Source organism: Solihabitans fulvus (genome assembly GCF_008386585.1).
GTDB classification, from domain to species: domain Bacteria; phylum Actinomycetota; class Actinomycetes; order Mycobacteriales; family Pseudonocardiaceae; genus Solihabitans; species Solihabitans fulvus.
In genome coordinates, this window is record NZ_VUOB01000076.1 from 111,388 (window position 1) to 129,476 (window position 18,089).

Here is an 18,089-nt window from a genome sequence, read left to right on the forward strand (position 1 = left end):
CAGTGGAATACCAGACACTCGTCGTCGACCACGAGGGCGGCATCACCACGGTGACCGTCACCCGCCCCGAAGCCCGCAACGCGCTCTCCGCAAGGACGCTCACCGAGCTTCGTCACCTCCTCGACCGCGCGACCGCGCCGCTGATCCTCACCGGCGCTCCTGGCCCGGCGTTCGTCGCCGGCGCGGACATCGGAGAGATGGCGGCGATGACTCCTGAGGAGGGCGAGGAGTTCGGCCGCCTCGGGCAGTCGGTCACCAGCCTGTTGGAGTCCGTTCCGGTCCCGGTGATCGCCTGCGTGGACGGCTACGCGCTCGGCGGCGGCTGCGAGATCGCTCTCGCCTGCGACTTCGTCTACGCGACCAAGAAATCCGTGTTCGGCCAGCCCGAGGTCCTGCTGGGGCTGATCCCCGGTTTCGGCGGGTGCGTCCGCCTCCAGCAGCAGGTGGGCCCCGGCCGCGCCAGGGAGATGATCTACTCCGGCAAACAGGTCGGCGCCACCGAGGCCCACCGGATCGGCCTGGTCAACGAGCTGTTCGAAAGCCGCGCCGCCATGCTCGCCGCCGCGCGGCACACGCTGGTCACCATCAGCCAGAACTCCGCAGCCGCCGTGGCACTCTGCAAGGCCACCATCAACGCCGCCCGCGGCCGGACCGTCCCGGCCGGCCTGGACATCGAACTGGCCGCGTTCCGGCGCGCGTTCAGCACGCCGGACATGCGCGAGGGCACAACAGCGTTCCTCGCCAAGCGCAAACCGCAGTTCTCCCAGGACGAAGGCACCGCGATCGTACGTCCTCGGTCACCGCGCTGACGAGCCGGTCGCCCGCACGGCCCGTGGGGACGCGCCCAGTTCCTTCCGGCAGATCTTGTTGAACGCCTGGAGGTCCGGGATGCCGACGATGGCCGCGACCGCCGGGATCGCCAACGTCGAGGCGACGAGGAGGTGATGGGCCCGCTGCATGCGGCGGTGCCGGATCTGGCCGACGACCGTGCGCCCGGTGCCGTCACGGAACAGCCGGGTGAGGTGGCTGTGCGAGACTCCGGCGACGGCCGCGATCGCCGGAACGCTCAACGGTGCGGCCAGATTCTCCTCGATGTGGGCCAGCGCCGTGCGCAGCGCGGGACGCCCGGGGCCACGTTCGGCGTCCGGCAGACCGGCGGTGCGCCACAAGGCGGTCCACAGCTCCGCCGAGGCCCGTGCCGGCGACTGGGTACACGCGGCGATCGTGTGCCGCAGCAGCCCGCGCAACACGGCAACCTCGGTACCGGCACTCTGCATCACGGGCAGCCGAAGCCGCTCGCCGTTGCCTGGCAACCAGAAATGGGCGTACAGGTGCTCGCAGCGCGGCGCGTCGTAGTCGAAGTGCACCTCGGTGTCCGGCGGTACGAGGCTCACGTGCCCGGGGCGGATGGCGTGCTGGAAGCCGCCGAACGCCAGCGTGCCCGAGTAGCCGTACACGTGCAGCTGCCACAGCTCGGGAAGCCGGAAGACCTCGTGCGCCGCAATGGATCCGTGCACGCCCACACCCGCGTTGACCACGTGGGGCGGCTGATCGAGCGCCAGCTCCACGGACGAGGCCACGGCGAAAATCTACCAGTAGAAGCGGATTGCTGCCCACGACAACGACATCGCGGCTTCCTAGAGTTGCGGCATGTCAACCACACGGCAACTGCTGAACTCAGGCCAGGTGGCGCGGTTCGTGACACACGGCTTCCTCCGCCTCGACGGAGTCGTGCCACCGACGATGAACGAGGAGGCGCTCGGCGTTTTCGCCGCCGGACTGCCCGCCGTGCCATACGGCACTCCCCTGCCCGAGGCGTTCCCCCACGGCAGCTTCGCGCGCCGGCTGGTGACACTACCCGCGGTCGCCGGCGCCCTGGAAAGCCTGGTGGGCCCGGAACCCACCGTCGACCACCACTTCGTCCACACCCGGCAGCCACACGAGGGCAGCGCCCAGGCGTTGCACGCCGACGCCGTGATCGATCTGCGATTCGACGCGTTCGACGTGCAGCTCATGTACTACCCGCATGACGTCACCGAGGACATGGGCGGCACACTGCTGGTCCCCGGCAGCCATCTCCGCCGCACCAACGAATCCGACACCGGCCGCTACCAGAACCTGCTCGGCCAGATCCGGCTCGCCTGTCCGGCTGGCACTGTTCTGTTGCTGCACCACGGGATCTGGCACGGCGGGCGCCGCAACGACAGCGATGCCGTCCGCTACATGTACAAGATTCGCCTGAACCCGACCGTGCCGCAGATTCGACTCTGGCACACCACGGACCTCGACGACGCCGCCGTCCGCGAGGAACTGGCGCGGAGGTTCCCGTGGTACGAGGAGGCGGCCGGTCGACTGGAGATCCACAACCGGATCCGGGTGTGGCGGGCGCTGACCGGCGATCCCACTTTCGACGTCGACCACTGGGTCACCCGCATCACCAACCGACCCGCACAGAGGAGCCGCGCGTGACCGCCGTGAGACAACAGGTTCTCGTCCTATACCTGAACAACTCCGCCCTCGACTCGCCGGTCGTCGGCTGGGCCTGCTACGACGGCACCGGCCGGACTCGCCCCACCACCGGCGACAGCGACCAACCGCCGTACCAAACGGGCGTGGCCGCCCTGGCGGACGGGTGGCGGCTGTTCCAGGCGGCCCAGCTCATCCCCCCGTACCCCGGGACAGAGCACGAGACGTCCTTCCTCAAACACGAGTTCTTCTTCGAGAAGCTCGTCAGCTCCTAACGGTCGCCGCCGGTCGGGTCGCGTTCGCCCGGGAGTCCGAGGCTTGCCGGGGTCACGCCCGAGTCAGCCGCGGGCTACCCGGGCGGCGGCGATCGCCACCCCGACCAGCAGCACACCGCCGCCGACCAGCCACGGCCACAGCGGTGTGTCCTGCGCCGCGCCGGAGGGCGGCACGGCGGTCGCCTTGGCCGGTGACGCGTTGGCGGTGAGCGCGGGGCGCGGCGCGCCGGTGCCGGCTGTGGTCAGGGTGAAGGTCACGCCGCCGGAGACCGGATGCCCGTCGGCGGACACGATCCGGTACGCCACCTGGTACGGCCCGGCCGGTCCGAGTGGCGCAATCGGGGCGGTCACCGAGTTGCCGTCGACGGTGGGCCGGTCACTCTCCCAGTGGTCGCCGCCAGGGCTGGTGACGGTCAGCTCGGCGTAGTGCGGATCCACCGGCTGGTCGAAGTCCAACCGCACCCGCGCCGGCCCCTGCTGGAGCACGCTGCCGGCTGCCGGGGAGCTGTCGACCAGGACGTTGTGCGCACCGGCCGGGCTCGGGGCGGCCAGCAGCAGGGTCCCGGCCACCCCGAGCCCGGCCAGCGCGCGGGCGACCAGCCCGACTACCTGGCGGGCGGCCGTCCCGCGATGGGCGAGCCCAGGCCCAGCGATGCCGTGATCGGACGTCGGGGTCGGGAGCGCGGCGCGGATCATGACCGGCCGGCCCGGCGGCTGCGCAGCACGGCGCCAATCCCGAGGCCGACCCCGGCCGCACCCAGCAGCAGCGCGGCGCCGGACAGCCAGAGCGAGGTGCGGTCGGTGCCGGCGAGCGCGGCGGCGGTGTGCCCGGCGGTCGCGGTGTCGGCGGTCCTGTCCAGCAGCGTGACGGCAGGCGCGGGGTGCTCCGGCTCCGGGCCGCCCTTGGCCGGCGGCTGGTCCCAGTGCACGGTGCTGCCGTCGTCGTAGGTCTGCACTGCCGGGAACAGCAACTGGTCGGCGTCGGTTGGCAGCGGGCCGACGGACATCTCGAACTCGGTGAACTCGCCGGGTGCTATCCGGGTGCCAGGCTGCGCCTGCCAGGTCACGGTGGCGACCCGCTCGGTGATCGTGCGACCGTCGTCGTCGCTGACCGGCTGGACCAGCGACTCCTTGGCGGCGGTGCCGGCCCAGCCGAGCGCCGGGCGCAACGCCACCGAAGCGAGCGGGTGGTCGGCCGGCAGTGTGACGGTCAGGCCCACGGTGCCGGCGGTGGCGGACTCGGTGGGCACCCGGAAGGCGATCTTCGCGTAGCCGCCCTTGGTTGCGGTGCCGGGCTGAGCGGTCACGTGGGCGTCGGCAACACCCACACCGCACCACAGGACGGCCGCGGTGGCGACGGTGCGGACGCAGATCGAGCGTATGCGCATGAACTCTCCTGCTCGTGCGGTTGGGGATCTGACGCGAGCGATGATGCCGAGAAATCAACCAGGACAGTGTTTCCGACGCATTGCACGGCATTACCGCAGCGTTAGCGCGTCCGCACGACAAAGGCTTCACAATGGCATTCCGAGACGCGTAAGAACGCTTAACGAGCCACCGCACGATTGGTTCCGGGTTACTCGCAGGCAACACCCAATCGGACTATTCTTCCAATAAATAAGCTGTTCAGATCGATTCAGTTGGCCGCTCTCCAAGTTCTCACCGAAGGGCGCTGGACGCGGTGAGGACCAGTTCACCGTTGGGTCACGGTGCGACCTCGTTCGGCAATGTCGCACTGCTTGAGTCATTTCCACGAAAGTGCCCGGCGAACATGAATTCGGGGAGATGTTCACGCATGAAGGTGCAGCGGGAGCACGCGGTCGCGGCCGGTCTGGCGGCGACAGTTGTGGTCGTCGTCGGTTTCGCATCCGGAATCGGGATGGTGAACCCGACCGGTGGCGCGAGCCAGTCCGGAACCACCCCGGGACAGCCGCCGCGCGCGGCGCAGCCGACGGCGCCGACCATCGCGCCCGGCCAGCAGCCGCCGGTCCGGCCCAACGTCGTGGTCGAGCCGCCGACCCGCCAGGTGGCGCAGCCCGCGCCGCCGCCGGTGCTGACAGCCACCTACCCGGTGCCCGGCGGCGCCCCGACCGGCACCGGTCCCACCAACGCCGTCCCACCGAGCCCGACCACCGGAACCACCCCGCCCACCGGCGCCCCGACCGGGACGCCGCCGCCACCCCCGTCCTGCGACCCCGGCGTGCTCGGATCGCTGCTGCACCAGGTCGGCGCGCTCACCGGCACACTGCCGGTGCTCGGCGACGTCACCTCGCTCGGTGGCGCGACCGCCGGACTTGGCGTCCTCGGCGACGTGCCCGGCCTGGCCGGACACACCGGCAGCCTGCCGCTCGCCGGCGACCTTGGCGGCCTGACCAGCCTGCTGTCCGGGCTGACCGGCGGGTTGCCACTGGTCGGCGGCCTGCTCGGCGGCACCGCCGGCCCCGGTGCGGTCGGCGGGGTGGCGAGCCTGCCGGCCGGCTTGCTGACCAGCCTGCTCGGCCAGCACTGCGGGCTGGTGGTCGATCCGCGCTCCGGACAGGCCACCGCGCTGTTGCACCCAGGGGTCGGGTCGTGACCGTCCACACGGGACTGCTCGCCACCGCAGCCGGGAACGCCGCCGGCGACGCCGCGCACTCCTGCTACGTGCTCGCCCGCGTGGTCGACTACCTCGGTGGCGCGCTGTTCTGGGGCGGCCTGTTCTTCGTGGCCGTGCTGTGGCCGGCCGGCGCGGCGGAACGCGGCGCGCGGCGACTTGTCGTCCTCGGCTGGGTGCTCGGCCTGCTCGGCACCGTCGCGGGCCTCGGCCTCGAGGGCGCGTGGGTGCTCCAACGCCCGCCCGCCGACGCGTTCCGGTTCGACGTGCTGTCCGAGGTGGTCGGCCTCGACTTCGGCCGGGTCTGGGTGGCCCGCGCGCTGCTGTGGGTCCTGGCCGGGGTGGTGTTGGTGGACCTGTCCCGCCGGGGGGAGGCCGCCGCCAGGTCCTGGGCGTGGCGGGTCGGGGCCGGCGCGGTCGGCCTCGGACTCCTGCGCACCAACGGCCTCACCGGGCACTCCCGCGACCTGCCGCAGCCTGCGCTGATGCAGGTGGTGGTGCTGGTGCACCTGATCGCGGTGTCGCTGTGGGTGGGCGGGCTGGCGATGCTGCTGTTCGGCGTGCTGCCCGGCCGCCGGCCGGACGTGCTGGCCCTGGTAGTGCCTCGGTACTCGAAGCTCGCGCTCGGCTCGGTCGCCGCGATCGTGCTGGCCGGCCTGGTGCTGGCGTGGCGGCTGCTCGGCTCGCTGTCCGCGTTGACCGACACCGGCTACGGGCACCTGCTGCTGATCAAGCTCGGGGTGCTGGCCGTCGCGCTGGTCGGCGGCCTCGGCAGCAAGCGGTGGGTGGACCGCCGGTTGGACTTCGCGGTCGCGTTGCGCGGTGACGCCACCACCGTCCGCCCCTTCGTCTACTCGGTCGCCGCCGAGACCGTGCTGGTCACGGTCGTGCTCGCGGTCGCCGGGTTTCTCGTCACGGCCAGCCCTGGCCGATGACCGCAGTACGAGAGGAGTCTGTTGTGGACACGAACACAGGGCCGGTCGAAACCGAACGGCCGCAGGTCGGGCAACCCCGACGGTCCGCCCGGCTGGCCGTCGCGGTGGCCGCGCTCGGCATCGCGGGCGCGATGCTCGCGCTGAACGCGGCCGGCGGGCAGAGCGCTGCCCCGGCGCCGCAGGCGACGCCGAAGGTCGGTCTCGCGGCGCAACAACTGAACGGGCTCGGCCTGCCGGCGGGGATCATCCCGGCCGGCGTGCAGGCCGTCCCGGCGGCGGCCCCGGTCGGAGCGGCGCCGAACGCCGCGGCCCCGAACGCCCAGGCGCAGCCGCAAGCCGCGCCAGCCGCGTCAGCCGCGTCAGGGAGCACGGTCCGCGTCGAGATCATGAACTACCAGTACAGCCCTGCATCGCCGACCGTGGACGTCGGCGACACCGTGGTGTGGACCAATCACGACTCGGCGCCGCACACCGTCACGATCGACAGCGGGCCGGACAAGTTCAGCTCGCCCAACATCGCGCAGGGTCAGTCGTTCAGCTACACCTTCACCAAGGCCGGCAGCTACACGTACTACTGCGCGGTGCACCCGGACATGAAGGCGGCCCTGACGGTGACCGGCGGCGGCACCACTCCGCCGACCAGCACCACCACGGCCCCGCCGACCTCCGGAGGCACCACGCCGCCCCCGCCGCCCGTCGGTGACTGTGTCGCCAAGGCGGAGCTGGCCACGCTGTGGCAGCACCTCCAGGCCGCGCACCTGGAGGAGCCGCTGACCCAGCAGGTCGGCGACATTCTGAACCTGGGCCAGTACGTGTCGTCGCACCTGGTGCTGGTCGAGCACCTGCTCACCCCGTTGGTCAACGGCGGCGGCATAGTGCAGCAGCCGCTGCTGACGTTCTGGCAGCACCTCCAGGCCGCGCACCTGGACGAGCCGCTGACCCAGCAGATCGGCGACATCCTCAACCCGACCCAGTACGTGTCGTCGCACCTCGTGCTGGTCGAGCACATGCTGGAGCCGGTGGTGAACCAGCTCACCTGCTGAATGAGTCCGCCAGGTCGGGCCGGTGTCCTGGGGACACCGGCCCGACCCCGTCTCCCTGGAGCCGCCATGTCGTCCCTGTCCCCCACCGAGAACGCGACCGAGACCGCCGCCGCTCGGCCCGGCCAGGCAGCGGCCGAGTTGCCGCAGGTGCGGCCGGGCCTGCCACCGCCGGGGACCTACCGGCTGCGGCTGGACCGGTGCGCGCTTGAGGTGCGCACCGGCCCGCTCGCCGCGCGCTTCACCCCCGCGTCCGGCGAGCTGCACGTGCCCGACGGCCCGGACGCGCCGGTCGAACTTGCCCTGACCGTGCGCAGCCGCCCCACCCGAGTGAGCCGCCCGCTGACCCGCCGCGCGCTGGCCGGTCCGCTGGCGCTGGCCGCCGACCGCCACCCCGAGATCCGGTTCACCGCCGAGGTGCACCCCGCAGGGCCCGGCGCGCTCCGGCTGGTCGGCGAGGTGACCGTCCGCGAGTTGACCGTCGCGCTGCCGGCGACCGCACGGGTGGTGCGGGTGGACACCGAAGCCGTTGTGTTGTCCTGCCGGGGTCGGGTGGACCGGCACACCGTGCACGGCCGGCATCCGCGCCGGCTGTCAGTGCTGGCCGCGGCACTCGTCCGGCGCAGGCTCACGGTCGAACTGGCCGGGGACTTCACCCGATGACCCGCCGCCGCTCCCGGGTCGCCCGCTGGGTCAACGCGTTCGCCGCGGCCTGGCTGGTCGCGCTGGTCGCGCCTGGCTCCGCACACGCCGAGACGCACCAGATCGCGATCGTCGGGCACGCGTTCTCGCCGGTCAGCATGACCGTCCACGTTGGCGACACGATCACCTGGACGAACTCCGACCAGGCCCCGCACGACGCGACCACGACCAGCGCACCTGCGTCGTTCCGTTCGCCGACGCTGACCACCGGGCAGTCCTGGAGCTACCAGGTGACCACCCCCGGCGACTACGCCTACTTCTGCTCCATCCACCCGGACATGCGCGCACAGCTCACCGTGCTGCCCGCCGACCCGCCGCCGGCGCAGCAGCAGCCGGCCCCGGCGCAACCCGCCCCCGCGCAGCCGGCCCCCGCGCAGCCGATCCCCACGCAACCGGCCAAGCAACCCGATCCCGGCACCCAGCCCGGCCAGCACCAGCCCACCGAGGCCGAGCAACCCGCCGTCCCGGTCCAGCAGCCGGCCGCCAGCGCCGCCGCGCCGACCGCGCCGTCCAGCACCAGCGCCGGAACCGCCGTCGCGGCGGCGGCCTCGGCCGACCCGAAGGTGAACCCCATGCTGCTGGTGGCCGCGCTGGTCGCCGGCGTCACCGTGCTCTGCCTGCTGCTCCTTGGCAGCCGCCCCAACCAGACCTAGTCGTCCCGAGCTCGCGGACCACCCGGTGAATGTCGACGGTGACCTGTCCGGCAACGCGGGCGATCTGGCCGACTTCGTCCGGACGATGCGCCGCCTCCGCCGCCGGAGAGTGATCATTCTCGTGAAGCTGGCAGCGGAAAGACCTCGTTCGCGATTCTGCTCCTGCTCCATCTTCTTGATTCGGCCGGTCGCGACGAGCCCGTACCGCTCATGCTCTCCCTCGCGTCCTGGGACCCGGCGCGAGAACACCTGCGGACGTGGATAGCAAGGCGAATTGTCGAGGAATATCCCAGCATCAGCCTCGACGGAGCGCAGCGCCTGGTCGCCAACCGTCAGGTGCTGCCCATCCTGGACGGTCTCGACGAGATCGCGCCGACTCGACGATTCTTCGCGTTCCGCGCGATCGCCAGAGCCGTCCGAGGCGGCGACCCGATCATTCTGACGTGCCGTTCCGAGGAGTATGCGGAAGCGGCCGAAAAAGTCGGCATCATCGACTCGGCGGCGGTGCTGACAGCGGAGGAACTGGCACCTCCCGTGGTGCTCGCCCATCTTCGGCGGAGTGTTCAACCGGGCGCACTTCCGCGTTGGCAACGATTCCTGGACCACCTGGCGGCCGGACCGTCGGAGGCCGTCACCACGACGTTCCGCACGCCGCTGGTGGTGTCGTTGCTGCGAAGCGTGTACGAGGATCCCCACCGTGAACCGACCGAACTCCTGGATCCAGTGCGGTTTCCGACGGTCGGATCGATCGAGAACCACCTGCTCGACGCGATCATTCCGACGGCGTTCGAGGACGGCCCCACCTATCTCGATCCACAGCGACCCCCATCGAGACGGTGGTCCCGCAAGAAGGCCGAGCGCTGGCTGACTTTTCTCGCGGCCACCATGACCGAGGCCTGGACAACAGTGATCGGCGCGGTGGCGATGGGCCTCGCGGCGGGATTCATGACGAGGCCGTTCCTGCCCAAGGGAGACCCGAGGAAGTTCATCGACGAAGGCGACGAGAAGGAAATTGAGGACGACAAGCCGTGGCTCATCGTCCTCTGGTTGCTGATCGGCGTTCCCGTTGCCTGGCTCGGTGTACTGTTCTTCATCTGGCTGATCGGCGGGAAGCTGGCGCCCGTCGACCTCTACAGCGCCAGCATTCCTCGACCCGGTGAGCACTACGAGACCAAGATCGATTTCACCTGGAAGTTCATCTTCGGGACCACGGGGCTGACCTTGCTCACGGCCGGCCTCGGCGCGCTCTTTCTGTTCCGCCCGTACCTGACTGCCGTCCCCGATGCGACCAAGGGGAGACCGGGGAAAGTGGCGATCGGCCAAGCAATTCGAGCCGCTGCCGTCACCTCCGTCCTTGTCGGCGCGCTCTTCGCGGTGTCGTTCCTGGGGATGACCGTCATCCTTGGAGCCAGTGACTTCGGGATCGGTCTCGCGACGCTCACCGCGCTCGCGGTGGCGCTCCTGACCTACTGCCAGACCTCGTTCGGCGCCTACTTCCGTGCCAGTCGCCAGCTGGCCATGATCGGCAGGCTCCCCTGGCGGTTGAACGCCTTCCTCGAAGACGCCCATCAGGCCGGAGTCCTCCGCCAGGCCGGCACTGTCTACCAGTTCCGCCACGCCCGCCTCCGCGACCGCCTCGCCACCCGCGTGCGGTGACGATCGGCCCACCAGATTTTGTCGGGTGCGGGCACGGACTCGGCAGAGCAGATCGCCCCAGAAGTGGTTGTCCCGCCGGCACAATACCGGCGGGACAACCAGATCAGTGACTGTTCGCTCAGCTCAGCCGACCGCGATGGCGAAGATGTGCATGGCCGCCGTGCCGGTGGTCGCGCCGTCGCTGATGTCCGGCAACGTCAGGTATCGCACCGTCTTGCCCGTCTGGAGTGGTATCGCGGCGTAGTACAGGCTCACCTGCTGGTTCGTCCTTCCGCTGCTGGTGTTGAGGTACGGGACCGTGGCGACGATATCGCCGCCGCTCGCCGCGTTGGCCCACCAGTCCGCGAACGTGACGGTGTAGGGCTCGGTGGTGCCGTCGGTGTAGGTCACCGTCGCGGTCCCGGTCGGGCTGCCGTAGTCACCGACGCCGATCAGGCCGAGCGTACGGCCGGTCCCGGAGACCGCGATGGTCTGGCCGCCGGCCACTCCCCCGGCGACCACGTTGTCCTGGGTGCCAGGTTGCGCGGTCGGCCAGGTGAACGTCAGCCCGTCATGGGTGAATGTGGCGCCCGGGGTGAGGCTGGGCGTCGCGCTCGCCAAAGCCTGGGCGGAGAAGCTGGCGCCGCCGCCGTCGAAGTTGCCAGCACCGGGGTTGGCGTCGTCGCTGACGGCCACGTTGTTGTACGCCGCGGGCAACGACGGGTACGGCGGATGCGGCAGCAGCACAGTGGTCGCGTCCGCCGAGCTGCCCGGCCCGTTGACGGAGGTGAACGTCGCCCGCGCCGACACGTCGAACTTGCCGGGTTGCGCTGAGGCCGGCACGTCCACCTGCCAGGTGGTGCTGACCGTCTGCCCGGCCGCCACGGTGCCGAAGGTGGACGGCGAGGTGGCGTGGACGGTCCAGCCGCCGGACGCGCTGAGCGTCAGGGTCGCCTCGTGCAGCGGCCGAGCGCCCGCCGGGTTGACCAGCGTGGTGCTGGCGGTGAACGTCGTGCCCGGCTGCACCTGGGTCGGTGCGCTGAGCGTGAACGGCTGCTTGACCACCACCGGCGTCGAGCCGGTGACCCCGTTCACCGTGGCGCTGATGGTCGCGACGCCCGGTGCCACCATGGTGACCTTGCCGGTTCTGCTCACCTGGGCCACGCGCGGATCGCTGCTGCGGTAGCTGACCGGGGTGCGCGTCAGGTCGACGAACGACTGGTCGTCGTTGACCGCCTCGACGATGTGGTCGGCCGGGACGTGCTGGGCGGCCTGCGCGGTGTCGTCGGCGATCCACGGGTTCCTGCCGGCCAGGTCGATGCTCTGGCCCGGCGCGAACACGACCTGGTCGGGCTGCACGGTCACGGACCGGGTCTTCGGGACGATGGCTCCGGTGACGGTCACCGTGCTGGTGCCGACGAGGTGGCTGGCATCGGTGCCCACGCCGAACTGGTAGGGACCGTCGTAGACCACCTCGCGGTGCTGTCCCTCGTCCCAGAACGCCAGGTCGCTGATGCGCACCGGAATGGCCAGGTGCTGGGTCTGGCCTGGTGCCAACACGGTCGTCTTCTGGAATCCGGCCAGTCGCTCGCGCGGTAGCTCCACGCCGGGCACCGTGAACGGCGTTGCCGCGTACAGCTGGGCCACCGTGGCGCCGGCCGTGCTGCCGGTGTTGGTCACGTCCAGCCGCACGGTCACCTGCCCGTCCGCGCCGACTGTTGCCGGGGCGGCGTGCACGTGCGAGTAGGCAAAGCTGCTGTAGGAGAGGCCGTACCCGAACGGATAGGTTGGTGTGCCGGTGAAGTACTGGTAGGTGCGGCCGATACCACCGGTCTGGGACGGGGTCAGGCCGTAGTTCTTCATCCCGGGCAGCTGCGTGTCGTCGGCGTACCAGGTGAAGTTCAGGTGCCCGCTGGGGTTCTGCTTGCCGAACAGCACTTCGGCCAGCGCGGTGCCCTGGCTCTCCCCGTTGTACGCGCTGAACACGATGGCGGGGAAGTCGCCCTTGACCTTGTCGATGCTGACCGGGCCGCCTGCCTGGATGGCCAACGCGGTCCGGGGATTGCCGACCGCGTTGACCTGGTTGATCAGCGAGTCGTAGTTGCCCGGCATGGCGATGGTGGTGCGGTCCTTGCCCTCGCTGGCCAGGTTCGTGTCGGTGCCGACGAACACCACGACCAGGTCGGCCGTCTTGACGGCGGCCAGGGTGCCCGCCGCGCAGCTCGCCGTCGTGGTCGCGCTGGTGGACGTCCCGCACGCGTCGAAGGTGATCGTGGCGTTCGGGTTGGCCGCCTTGACCGCGGACGTGATGCCCTGCACGGCGTTCGTCTGGAGCGCCGGTTCGCCGGAGTAGTCGCCGAGGGTCGTCGTGCCGGCCAGGTCACCGACGACGACCACGTTGTTGAGCTTGGCCGGATCGGCCGGCAGCAGCGGCGCGGCGGCACCGGGCACGAGGTCGTTCTTCAGCAGCACCAACGAGTTCGCCGCGACCTTCTCGGCCAGCGCCTGGTGCGCGGGGCTCTGGAGCTGATCCTTGGTGATCTTCGTGTAGGCCACCTGGCTCGGCGGGTCGAACTCGCCGGTCCGCATGCGCATGGTGAACAGGTGCAGCAGCGCGTCGTCGATCACGCCCTCGGACACCGCGCCGGCCTTGATGGCCTCCTCGAGGTTGGCCAGGGTGTCCTCGGCTCCGGTGCAGTTGAGGTGGGTGCCGGCGCGCAGCGCGTACGCCTGGCCGCCGGCGGCGCCGGAAACCTGTTGGCCGGTCACGGTGTTCGTCCACTGCGTCGCGCCGGTGACCGTGGCAGTGGTCCAGCCCGGCGGCGCCCAGTTGTGGCTGCCGGGCGCGTAGACGTCGCCGACGGCGCCGCAGTCGGAGGTGGTGTAGCCCGCGAAGCCGTAGGTCCGCTGGGCCAGTTCGTTCCCCAGGTAGGTGTTGGCCGGCGACGGCGTGCCGTTGACGGCGTTGTACGACGGCATCAGGCCGGACACGTGCGCGTTCTGGATCAGGTCGCGGAACTGCGCGGTGTAGTAGTCACGGAGGTTGGTGTCCGTGGTGTCCGAGGAGTCCGCGTGCCGGTCGTTCTCCACGTCGTTGAGCGCGTAGTGCTTGGCCGTGGCCGCGACCTTCAGGTAGGGCGTGATCGGCTGGCCGGACCGGGTTTGCCCCTGGTAGCCGTTCACGAACGCGCCGGCCATCCTGCCGACCAGGTACGGGTCCTCGCCGAACGCCTCGTCGGTTCGGCCCCATCTGGGGTCGCGGTCCAGGTTCACGGTCGGAGCCCAGTAGGTCAGTGAGCCGTAGCCGTTCTTGTCAGGGCCGATGTTGTTCTGCGCGACGCCCCACAGCGACTTGTCGAGCATGCCGCGGGCCTCGTCGGAGATCGCCGTGGTCTCCTGGTAGACCAGGTCCGGATCCCAGGACATGGTGCTGGCCAGGTTGGTCGGGAAGCTCGTCGCGTGCACGCCGCCGCTGACCGTGCCGTGGTTGGTGTTCGCGCCGAGCGTGTTGAGCCCGTGCTGGCCCTCGCTCCAGTACGTGTACTGCTGCACGCCAAGTCGGGGAATGGCCGGCGCGCTGTTGGTGTGCAGCTGCTGCGCCTTCTCGCTCAGCGTCATGCGCGACACGAGGTCGGCGGCCCGTTCGGCGAAGCTGTGGTGGGTGTCGAGGTAGACCGGCGGCGGGGTCGCGGTCGGCTCGGCCGAGGTGGCCGCCGGCGCGGACGGCGCGAGCGCGGCCACGGTCATCGTCGCGGCGAGCAGGGAGATGGCGAGCAGCCGGGTTCGTCGCCGGCCGGGATGGACTGCGAACATGGGAACCTCCGTCACGTACGGGCGGTGGCTACCCGAGGGTCCACTGCTGGTTGCTTTGGCCGTTGCAGGTCCACAGCTCGGCCAGCGCGCCGTCGGCGCTGGAGGCTCCGGTCACGTCAAGGCACAGTCCCGACTGGACTCCGGTGACCGTGCCGTTGGAGTTGAGATTCCACTGTTGGCTGGCCCCGCCGTTGCAGGACGAGGTGCCCACCTTGGTACCGGGGCTGGTCTGGCCGTTGGCGGCGCCAAGACAGAGGGTGGTGCCGCTCATGGTGACGGTCAGCTGGCCAGGGGACGTGTGGGTCCAGGTCTGGTTGGCTCCGCCCCAGCACGAGTAGATCTGTGCCTGCGTGCCTGACGCGGTCGAGGCGTTCGGCACGTCCAGACACTTGCCAGCGCCCACCGCGTGCAGTTCGCCCGTTGTGCCTCCGCCGCCCTGCGAGGATCCGTCGACGACGATGTTGGAGTTGCCGCTGCTCTGGTAGCCCTCGGTGGCGAGGATCATGTAGTTGAAGTTGCCGAGGTTCATGCCGTGGCTGGCCCAGGCGTCGAAGAAGTTGCCGGTGGTGATGGATCCTCCGGTGTGCCGGGCCTGGCGGACGGCCCAGTACTGGTTGAAGGTCGCGGTACCGATGATGGACGGCGCGTTGTACCGCGTCGTCTCGTAGATGTCATACGTGCCACCGTCGCTGGTGACGGTGCCCTTGTAGTTTCCAGTTGGCCGGTAGCTGCCCCAGTTTTCGACGATGTAGTACTCGACCAGCGGGTTGGTGGTCCAGCCGTAGAGAGACAGGTAGCCGTTGCCGGAGGGATTGAAGCTGCCGGAGTAGTTCACCGTCCTGCGGCTGCCGGTGGCCCAGCCGGTTCCTGCGACGAAGTTGCTGGCGTTGCTCCAGGACGTGCTGTAGTTCGCGCCGGAGCCGAAGGTCATGCAGGCCGATCCGCCGCCGTCGGTCCAGAACGAGTAGTAGTAGCCGTTGCTGTTTCCGGTCTGGCTCGAACAGGTCGTCCCGGCGGCTTCGGCGGTGGCGGGCAGGATGATCGCCACGAGGGTGAGTACCGCGGTGACAGCACAGCCGATCAGGAGCCTGACGCGGTTGCCGCGCAGTCCGAGGCCGCTGCGGCGCTGGGGATGGACGAGGCGCACGTGCGTGTTCCTTCCTCATCGAAGGCCTACGAGGATCGCGCTACGAGCTGGCGCAGCTCGGTGCGACGGTCGGCGTCTACGCGTTCTGGGTTCGGCGTGATCCCGGCCTGACTGATCCCATCGGTAGCAGTCGGTCTGCCTCGCGGCAAGCATGCGAGTCGGAGTCCGCCCCGGCGCTGAGGTCGCGGTTCGTCGGAACCCGGTAGTCGCCTGTAACTTTCAGTTCACGACATTGTTTCGACCTGGGCTTCGTCGCGGTCCTCGGCCGCTGCACTTTGGGCCGCCGCAACAGCGTGGCTACATTCTGCCGCGGGCCGAATTCCCGGACAGTCCTCCTGCGGCCCACCGCGAGACCTTCCCGCTGCGGGCGCGCGGCGGACCTCCGAAGGGATGACAGTCCGATGTCGCGAACATTCTCTCGGCCCCGCGTGTTCGCGGCGGCACTGGCGATCGCAGTCGGGGCGGCGGGCATCGTGATCGCCGCCCCGACCGCGCAGGCCGCCACGACCACCTGCTCCGGCACCGGCACGATCTCGACCGGGGACTACCTGATCCAGGCCAACGAGTGGAACTCGAGCTCGCCGCAGTGCATCACCTACACCGGCGGGACCGCGTGGTCGCTGACCACCGCCAACTTCAACCTCAACGGTGGCGCGCCGGCCACCTACCCGTCCATCTACAAGGGTTGCCACTGGGGCATGTGCACCCCCAACAGCGGAATGCCGATCCAGGTGAGCAATCTGGGCAGCGCCACTACGTCGTGGAGTACCTCCCAGCCCGCGTCGGGCGCGTACGACGTCGCCTACGACGTCTGGTTCAACTCCACGCCCACCACCACCGGCCAGCCGGACGGCACCGAGGTGATGATCTGGATCAACAGTCGCGGTGGGGTGCAGCCGTTCGGCTCGCAGACCGGAACCTCGAGTGTCGACGGCATGAACTGGTCCGTGTGGACCGGGCAGCAAACCTCGTGGAAGATCATTTCGTACGTGTTGAACCCGGGCGCCACGTCCGTCAGCAATCTCGACCTCAAGGCGCTGTTCAACGACGCGGTGGCGCGCGGCTCGATCAACCCCTCGAACTACCTGATCGACGTCGAGGCCGGCTTCGAGGTCTGGCGCGGAGGCCAAGGCCTTGGCACGAACAGCTTCTCGGTCACGGCCACGGCCGGCGGCAACAGCGGGGACACCACTCCGCCGTCGGTGCCGGCGAACCTCGCGACCACCGGCACGACGAGTTCCTCGGTGTCCCTGTCCTGGTCGCCGTCCACAGACAACGTCGGCGTGGCCGGCTATCGGGTGTACCGGGACGGTGCCCAGGTCGGCACGGCCACCGGGACCACCTTCACCGACACCGGGCTGTCTGCTGCGACGCGGCACACGTACACCGTCGCCGCCTACGACGCGGCCGGCAACGTCTCGGCCCGGTCTGCGGGGGTGACCGCCACGACGTCCCCTGGCAGCGGTGGCGGGGGCGGGTGCACGGCGACCTACGCGGTGACCAACCAGTGGGGCAACGGGTTCACCGCCAACGTGACGGTGAACAACACCGGTACCACGGCCACCACCGGATGGAAGGTGTCCTGGGCCTGGAACGGCAACCAGCAGGTCACCAACGTCTGGAACGGCACGGAGAGCCACAGCGGCCAGGGCGAGACCGTCACGAACGCGGGATTCAACGGCGCGATACCGCCCGGCGGCAACACGAGCTTCGGGTTACAGGCCAACTACTCGGGCAGCAACGCATCGCCCGCGCTGTCCTGCACCGCGAGCTGACGCTCTGTCTCGCACGACCCATCCGCCCGATGACGACCTGCCGATTGTTCGATGGTGCGCGTGTGCGCCTGGGCCACGTCCGGGCCACCGCGCGTCATCCGGCGACCCGGTCGACACGCTCGCGGACCCACGAGTGAACAACTCGGCCGAGCACCGTCCTCCCTCGCGTGAAGACGAGCGAGTCATATGCCGTCGCCTCCGGTTGCTTCGTGCTCTTCGACGAGTTCCCCCGTCGACACGAGGGAACAGCCCCGAAGTTCGCGAATCAGTGCCGAGGCCACCATCCGATGAATGCCAGGCGCGTCGTAGGGCAAGTTGGCCGCCTCGACGGCAACAGGAGCAAGCACGCCCTTCCGATAGAGTGCGCCTCGCACACCCGCGATCGGATGCTCACGAGCACGGACAGCCACAGCGCCATGTCGCAGTGCTGGGCACAGCCGCAAGGACACCGCGACGCAGGGTACGCAAATGGGCGGCTCCACGGACGCCATTCCTTCGGGCCAGCCCGGCCAGTCGTGTCGGTAGTCCCGCAGCAGCCACAGGACGCCGTCGTCTGATCGGCCAGCCGGCTCGGCGCAGACCTGGCACAACAACCGCCTCATGGCCCGCCGTTGCCGCAAGGGGTGAACCTTGCCGAACTCGGGCCGACCTATCTGGTGACGTACTGCGGCTCGTCGCCACAACACGCCGTGGGAATCGCGGTCGGTCGGTAGTTCGTCCACGTAGCTGATGCCGCAGTCGGGGCGTTCCACCAACGTGAAAGGCAAGTCCTGTTCGGCGCTCCATGCAGTGATGTACGGCGCGACAACCCGCCGTTCCTCCCTGGCGGAAGCGGTGTCGGGCCGCGAAGTGGGTGCTGCCCGTGGTTGCGCTGACTTCGTCGCCATCGACGATGCCCTCCGTGTTCGCTGCTGACGATGTCGTGAGCCACTGAAGCGAACGCCAAGGTCGATCAACAGAGCACAAGTGACGCAGCGGTGCCGCACAGATGTCGCACGGCTAGTCTTGACCTGGGCGAACAGCCTTCGAAGTGCTTGGGATCCCCGACTGAGAGG

The 18,089-nt window shown here is 70.0% G+C and carries 15 protein-coding genes; 10 read left to right on the forward strand and 5 right to left on the reverse strand.

Translation table 11 applies throughout. The features are described 5' to 3' along the window. Nucleotides 1-2 precede the first annotated feature (2 nt). Nucleotides 3-809 (forward strand): enoyl-CoA hydratase/isomerase family protein, encoded by an 807-nt coding sequence (locus F0L68_RS36550; RefSeq protein ID WP_149854477.1) that lies wholly within the window; start codon nucleotides 3-5, stop codon nucleotides 807-809. Here the strand turns inward: F0L68_RS36550 and F0L68_RS36555 are convergent. Beyond that, the gene (locus F0L68_RS36555; RefSeq protein ID WP_149854478.1) at nucleotides 798-1,580 is read right to left on the reverse strand and encodes an AraC family transcriptional regulator; all 783 of its coding nucleotides are present in this window, start codon (nucleotides 1,578-1,580) and stop codon (nucleotides 798-800) included. The two genes, F0L68_RS36550 and F0L68_RS36555, sit on opposite strands and share 12 nt — an antisense overlap. A 70-nt stretch (nucleotides 1,581-1,650) precedes the next feature. On the opposite strand from F0L68_RS36555, the gene F0L68_RS36560 reads away from it, so the two are divergent. Next, nucleotides 1,651-2,469, forward strand: coding sequence for a phytanoyl-CoA dioxygenase family protein (locus F0L68_RS36560; protein ID WP_188317027.1), 819 nt, complete (start codon nucleotides 1,651-1,653; stop codon nucleotides 2,467-2,469). Then, on the forward strand, nucleotides 2,466-2,741 hold the full coding sequence (locus F0L68_RS36565; RefSeq protein WP_223199458.1) for a hypothetical protein: 276 nt from the start codon (nucleotides 2,466-2,468) through the stop codon (nucleotides 2,739-2,741). The genes F0L68_RS36560 and F0L68_RS36565 overlap by 4 nt, the downstream gene beginning before the upstream one ends. A gap of 63 nt (nucleotides 2,742-2,804) precedes the next feature. On the opposite strand, the gene F0L68_RS36570 is transcribed toward F0L68_RS36565, so the two are convergent. Together F0L68_RS36570 and F0L68_RS36575 are read right to left on the reverse strand one after the other, a co-directional pair. Further along, complete coding sequence (locus F0L68_RS36570; protein ID WP_149854479.1) at nucleotides 2,805-3,437, reverse strand: copper resistance CopC family protein; 633 nt, start codon at nucleotides 3,435-3,437, stop codon at nucleotides 2,805-2,807. Beyond that, nucleotides 3,434-4,129 (reverse strand): YcnI family protein, encoded by a 696-nt coding sequence (locus F0L68_RS36575; protein WP_149854480.1) that lies wholly within the window; start codon nucleotides 4,127-4,129, stop codon nucleotides 3,434-3,436. The genes F0L68_RS36570 and F0L68_RS36575 overlap by 4 nt, the downstream gene beginning before the upstream one ends. 407 nt (nucleotides 4,130-4,536) lie before the next feature. Between F0L68_RS36575 and F0L68_RS36580 the strand changes: the two genes are divergently transcribed. From F0L68_RS36580 to F0L68_RS36605, 6 genes are all read left to right on the forward strand, one after another. Beyond that, nucleotides 4,537-5,316 (forward strand): hypothetical protein, encoded by a 780-nt coding sequence (locus F0L68_RS36580; RefSeq protein WP_149854481.1) that lies wholly within the window; start codon nucleotides 4,537-4,539, stop codon nucleotides 5,314-5,316. Further along, nucleotides 5,313-6,269: a CopD family protein gene (locus F0L68_RS36585; RefSeq protein ID WP_306463212.1), complete on the forward strand. Its 957-nt coding sequence runs from the start codon at nucleotides 5,313-5,315 to the stop codon at nucleotides 6,267-6,269. Before F0L68_RS36580 ends, F0L68_RS36585 begins: the two co-directional genes overlap by 4 nt. Nucleotides 6,270-6,292: 23 nt before the next feature. After that, nucleotides 6,293-7,312: a cupredoxin domain-containing protein gene (locus tag F0L68_RS36590; protein ID WP_223199459.1), complete on the forward strand. Its 1,020-nt coding sequence runs from the start codon at nucleotides 6,293-6,295 to the stop codon at nucleotides 7,310-7,312. A 66-nt stretch (nucleotides 7,313-7,378) separates the two neighbouring features. Then, nucleotides 7,379-7,972, forward strand: coding sequence for a YceI family protein (locus F0L68_RS36595; protein WP_188317028.1), 594 nt, complete (start codon nucleotides 7,379-7,381; stop codon nucleotides 7,970-7,972). Next, on the forward strand, nucleotides 7,969-8,664 hold the full coding sequence (locus F0L68_RS36600) for a cupredoxin domain-containing protein (RefSeq protein WP_149854484.1): 696 nt from the start codon (nucleotides 7,969-7,971) through the stop codon (nucleotides 8,662-8,664). Before F0L68_RS36595 ends, F0L68_RS36600 begins: the two co-directional genes overlap by 4 nt. Before the next feature lie 210 nt (nucleotides 8,665-8,874). Continuing rightward, on the forward strand, nucleotides 8,875-10,320 hold the full coding sequence (locus F0L68_RS36605) for an NACHT domain-containing protein (protein ID WP_149854485.1): 1,446 nt from the start codon (nucleotides 8,875-8,877) through the stop codon (nucleotides 10,318-10,320). Nucleotides 10,321-10,443: 123 nt separating this feature from the next. On the opposite strand, the gene F0L68_RS36610 is transcribed toward F0L68_RS36605, so the two are convergent. Both F0L68_RS36610 and F0L68_RS45565 read right to left on the reverse strand, forming a co-directional pair. Further along, nucleotides 10,444-14,112 carry a glycoside hydrolase family 3 C-terminal domain-containing protein gene (locus F0L68_RS36610; RefSeq protein WP_149854486.1) on the reverse strand — a complete coding sequence of 1,223 codons (3,669 nt, stop codon included), beginning with the start codon at nucleotides 14,110-14,112 and terminating at the stop codon, nucleotides 10,444-10,446. 28 nt (nucleotides 14,113-14,140) lie between these two features. Beyond that, nucleotides 14,141-15,259: a glycoside hydrolase family 11 protein gene (locus F0L68_RS45565; RefSeq protein WP_149854487.1), complete on the reverse strand. Its 1,119-nt coding sequence runs from the start codon at nucleotides 15,257-15,259 to the stop codon at nucleotides 14,141-14,143. A 401-nt stretch (nucleotides 15,260-15,660) separates the two neighbouring features. On the opposite strand from F0L68_RS45565, the gene F0L68_RS36620 reads away from it, so the two are divergent. Continuing rightward, nucleotides 15,661-17,034, forward strand: coding sequence for a GH12 family glycosyl hydrolase domain-containing protein (locus tag F0L68_RS36620; protein WP_149854488.1), 1,374 nt, complete (start codon nucleotides 15,661-15,663; stop codon nucleotides 17,032-17,034). Nucleotides 17,035-18,089 lie beyond the last annotated feature (1,055 nt).

Excerpts from the sequence above, each read along its gene's own strand:
- F0L68_RS36560 (WP_188317027.1), top strand. The coding sequence starts at position 1,651 with ATGTCAACCACACGGCAACTGCTGAACTCAGGCCAGGTGGCGCGGTTC.
- F0L68_RS36570 (WP_149854479.1), bottom strand. The coding sequence starts at position 3,437 with ATGATCCGCGCCGCGCTCCCGACCCCGACGTCCGATCACGGCATCGCT.
- F0L68_RS36575 (WP_149854480.1), bottom strand. The coding sequence starts at position 4,129 with ATGCGCATACGCTCGATCTGCGTCCGCACCGTCGCCACCGCGGCCGTC.
- F0L68_RS36580 (WP_149854481.1), top strand. The coding sequence starts at position 4,537 with ATGAAGGTGCAGCGGGAGCACGCGGTCGCGGCCGGTCTGGCGGCGACA.
- F0L68_RS36595 (WP_188317028.1), top strand. The coding sequence starts at position 7,379 with ATGTCGTCCCTGTCCCCCACCGAGAACGCGACCGAGACCGCCGCCGCT.
- F0L68_RS36600 (WP_149854484.1), top strand. The coding sequence starts at position 7,969 with ATGACCCGCCGCCGCTCCCGGGTCGCCCGCTGGGTCAACGCGTTCGCC.
- F0L68_RS36605 (WP_149854485.1), top strand. The coding sequence starts at position 8,875 with ATGCTCTCCCTCGCGTCCTGGGACCCGGCGCGAGAACACCTGCGGACG.
- F0L68_RS36610 (WP_149854486.1), bottom strand. The coding sequence starts at position 14,112 with ATGTTCGCAGTCCATCCCGGCCGGCGACGAACCCGGCTGCTCGCCATC.
- F0L68_RS36620 (WP_149854488.1), top strand. The coding sequence starts at position 15,661 with ATGTCGCGAACATTCTCTCGGCCCCGCGTGTTCGCGGCGGCACTGGCG.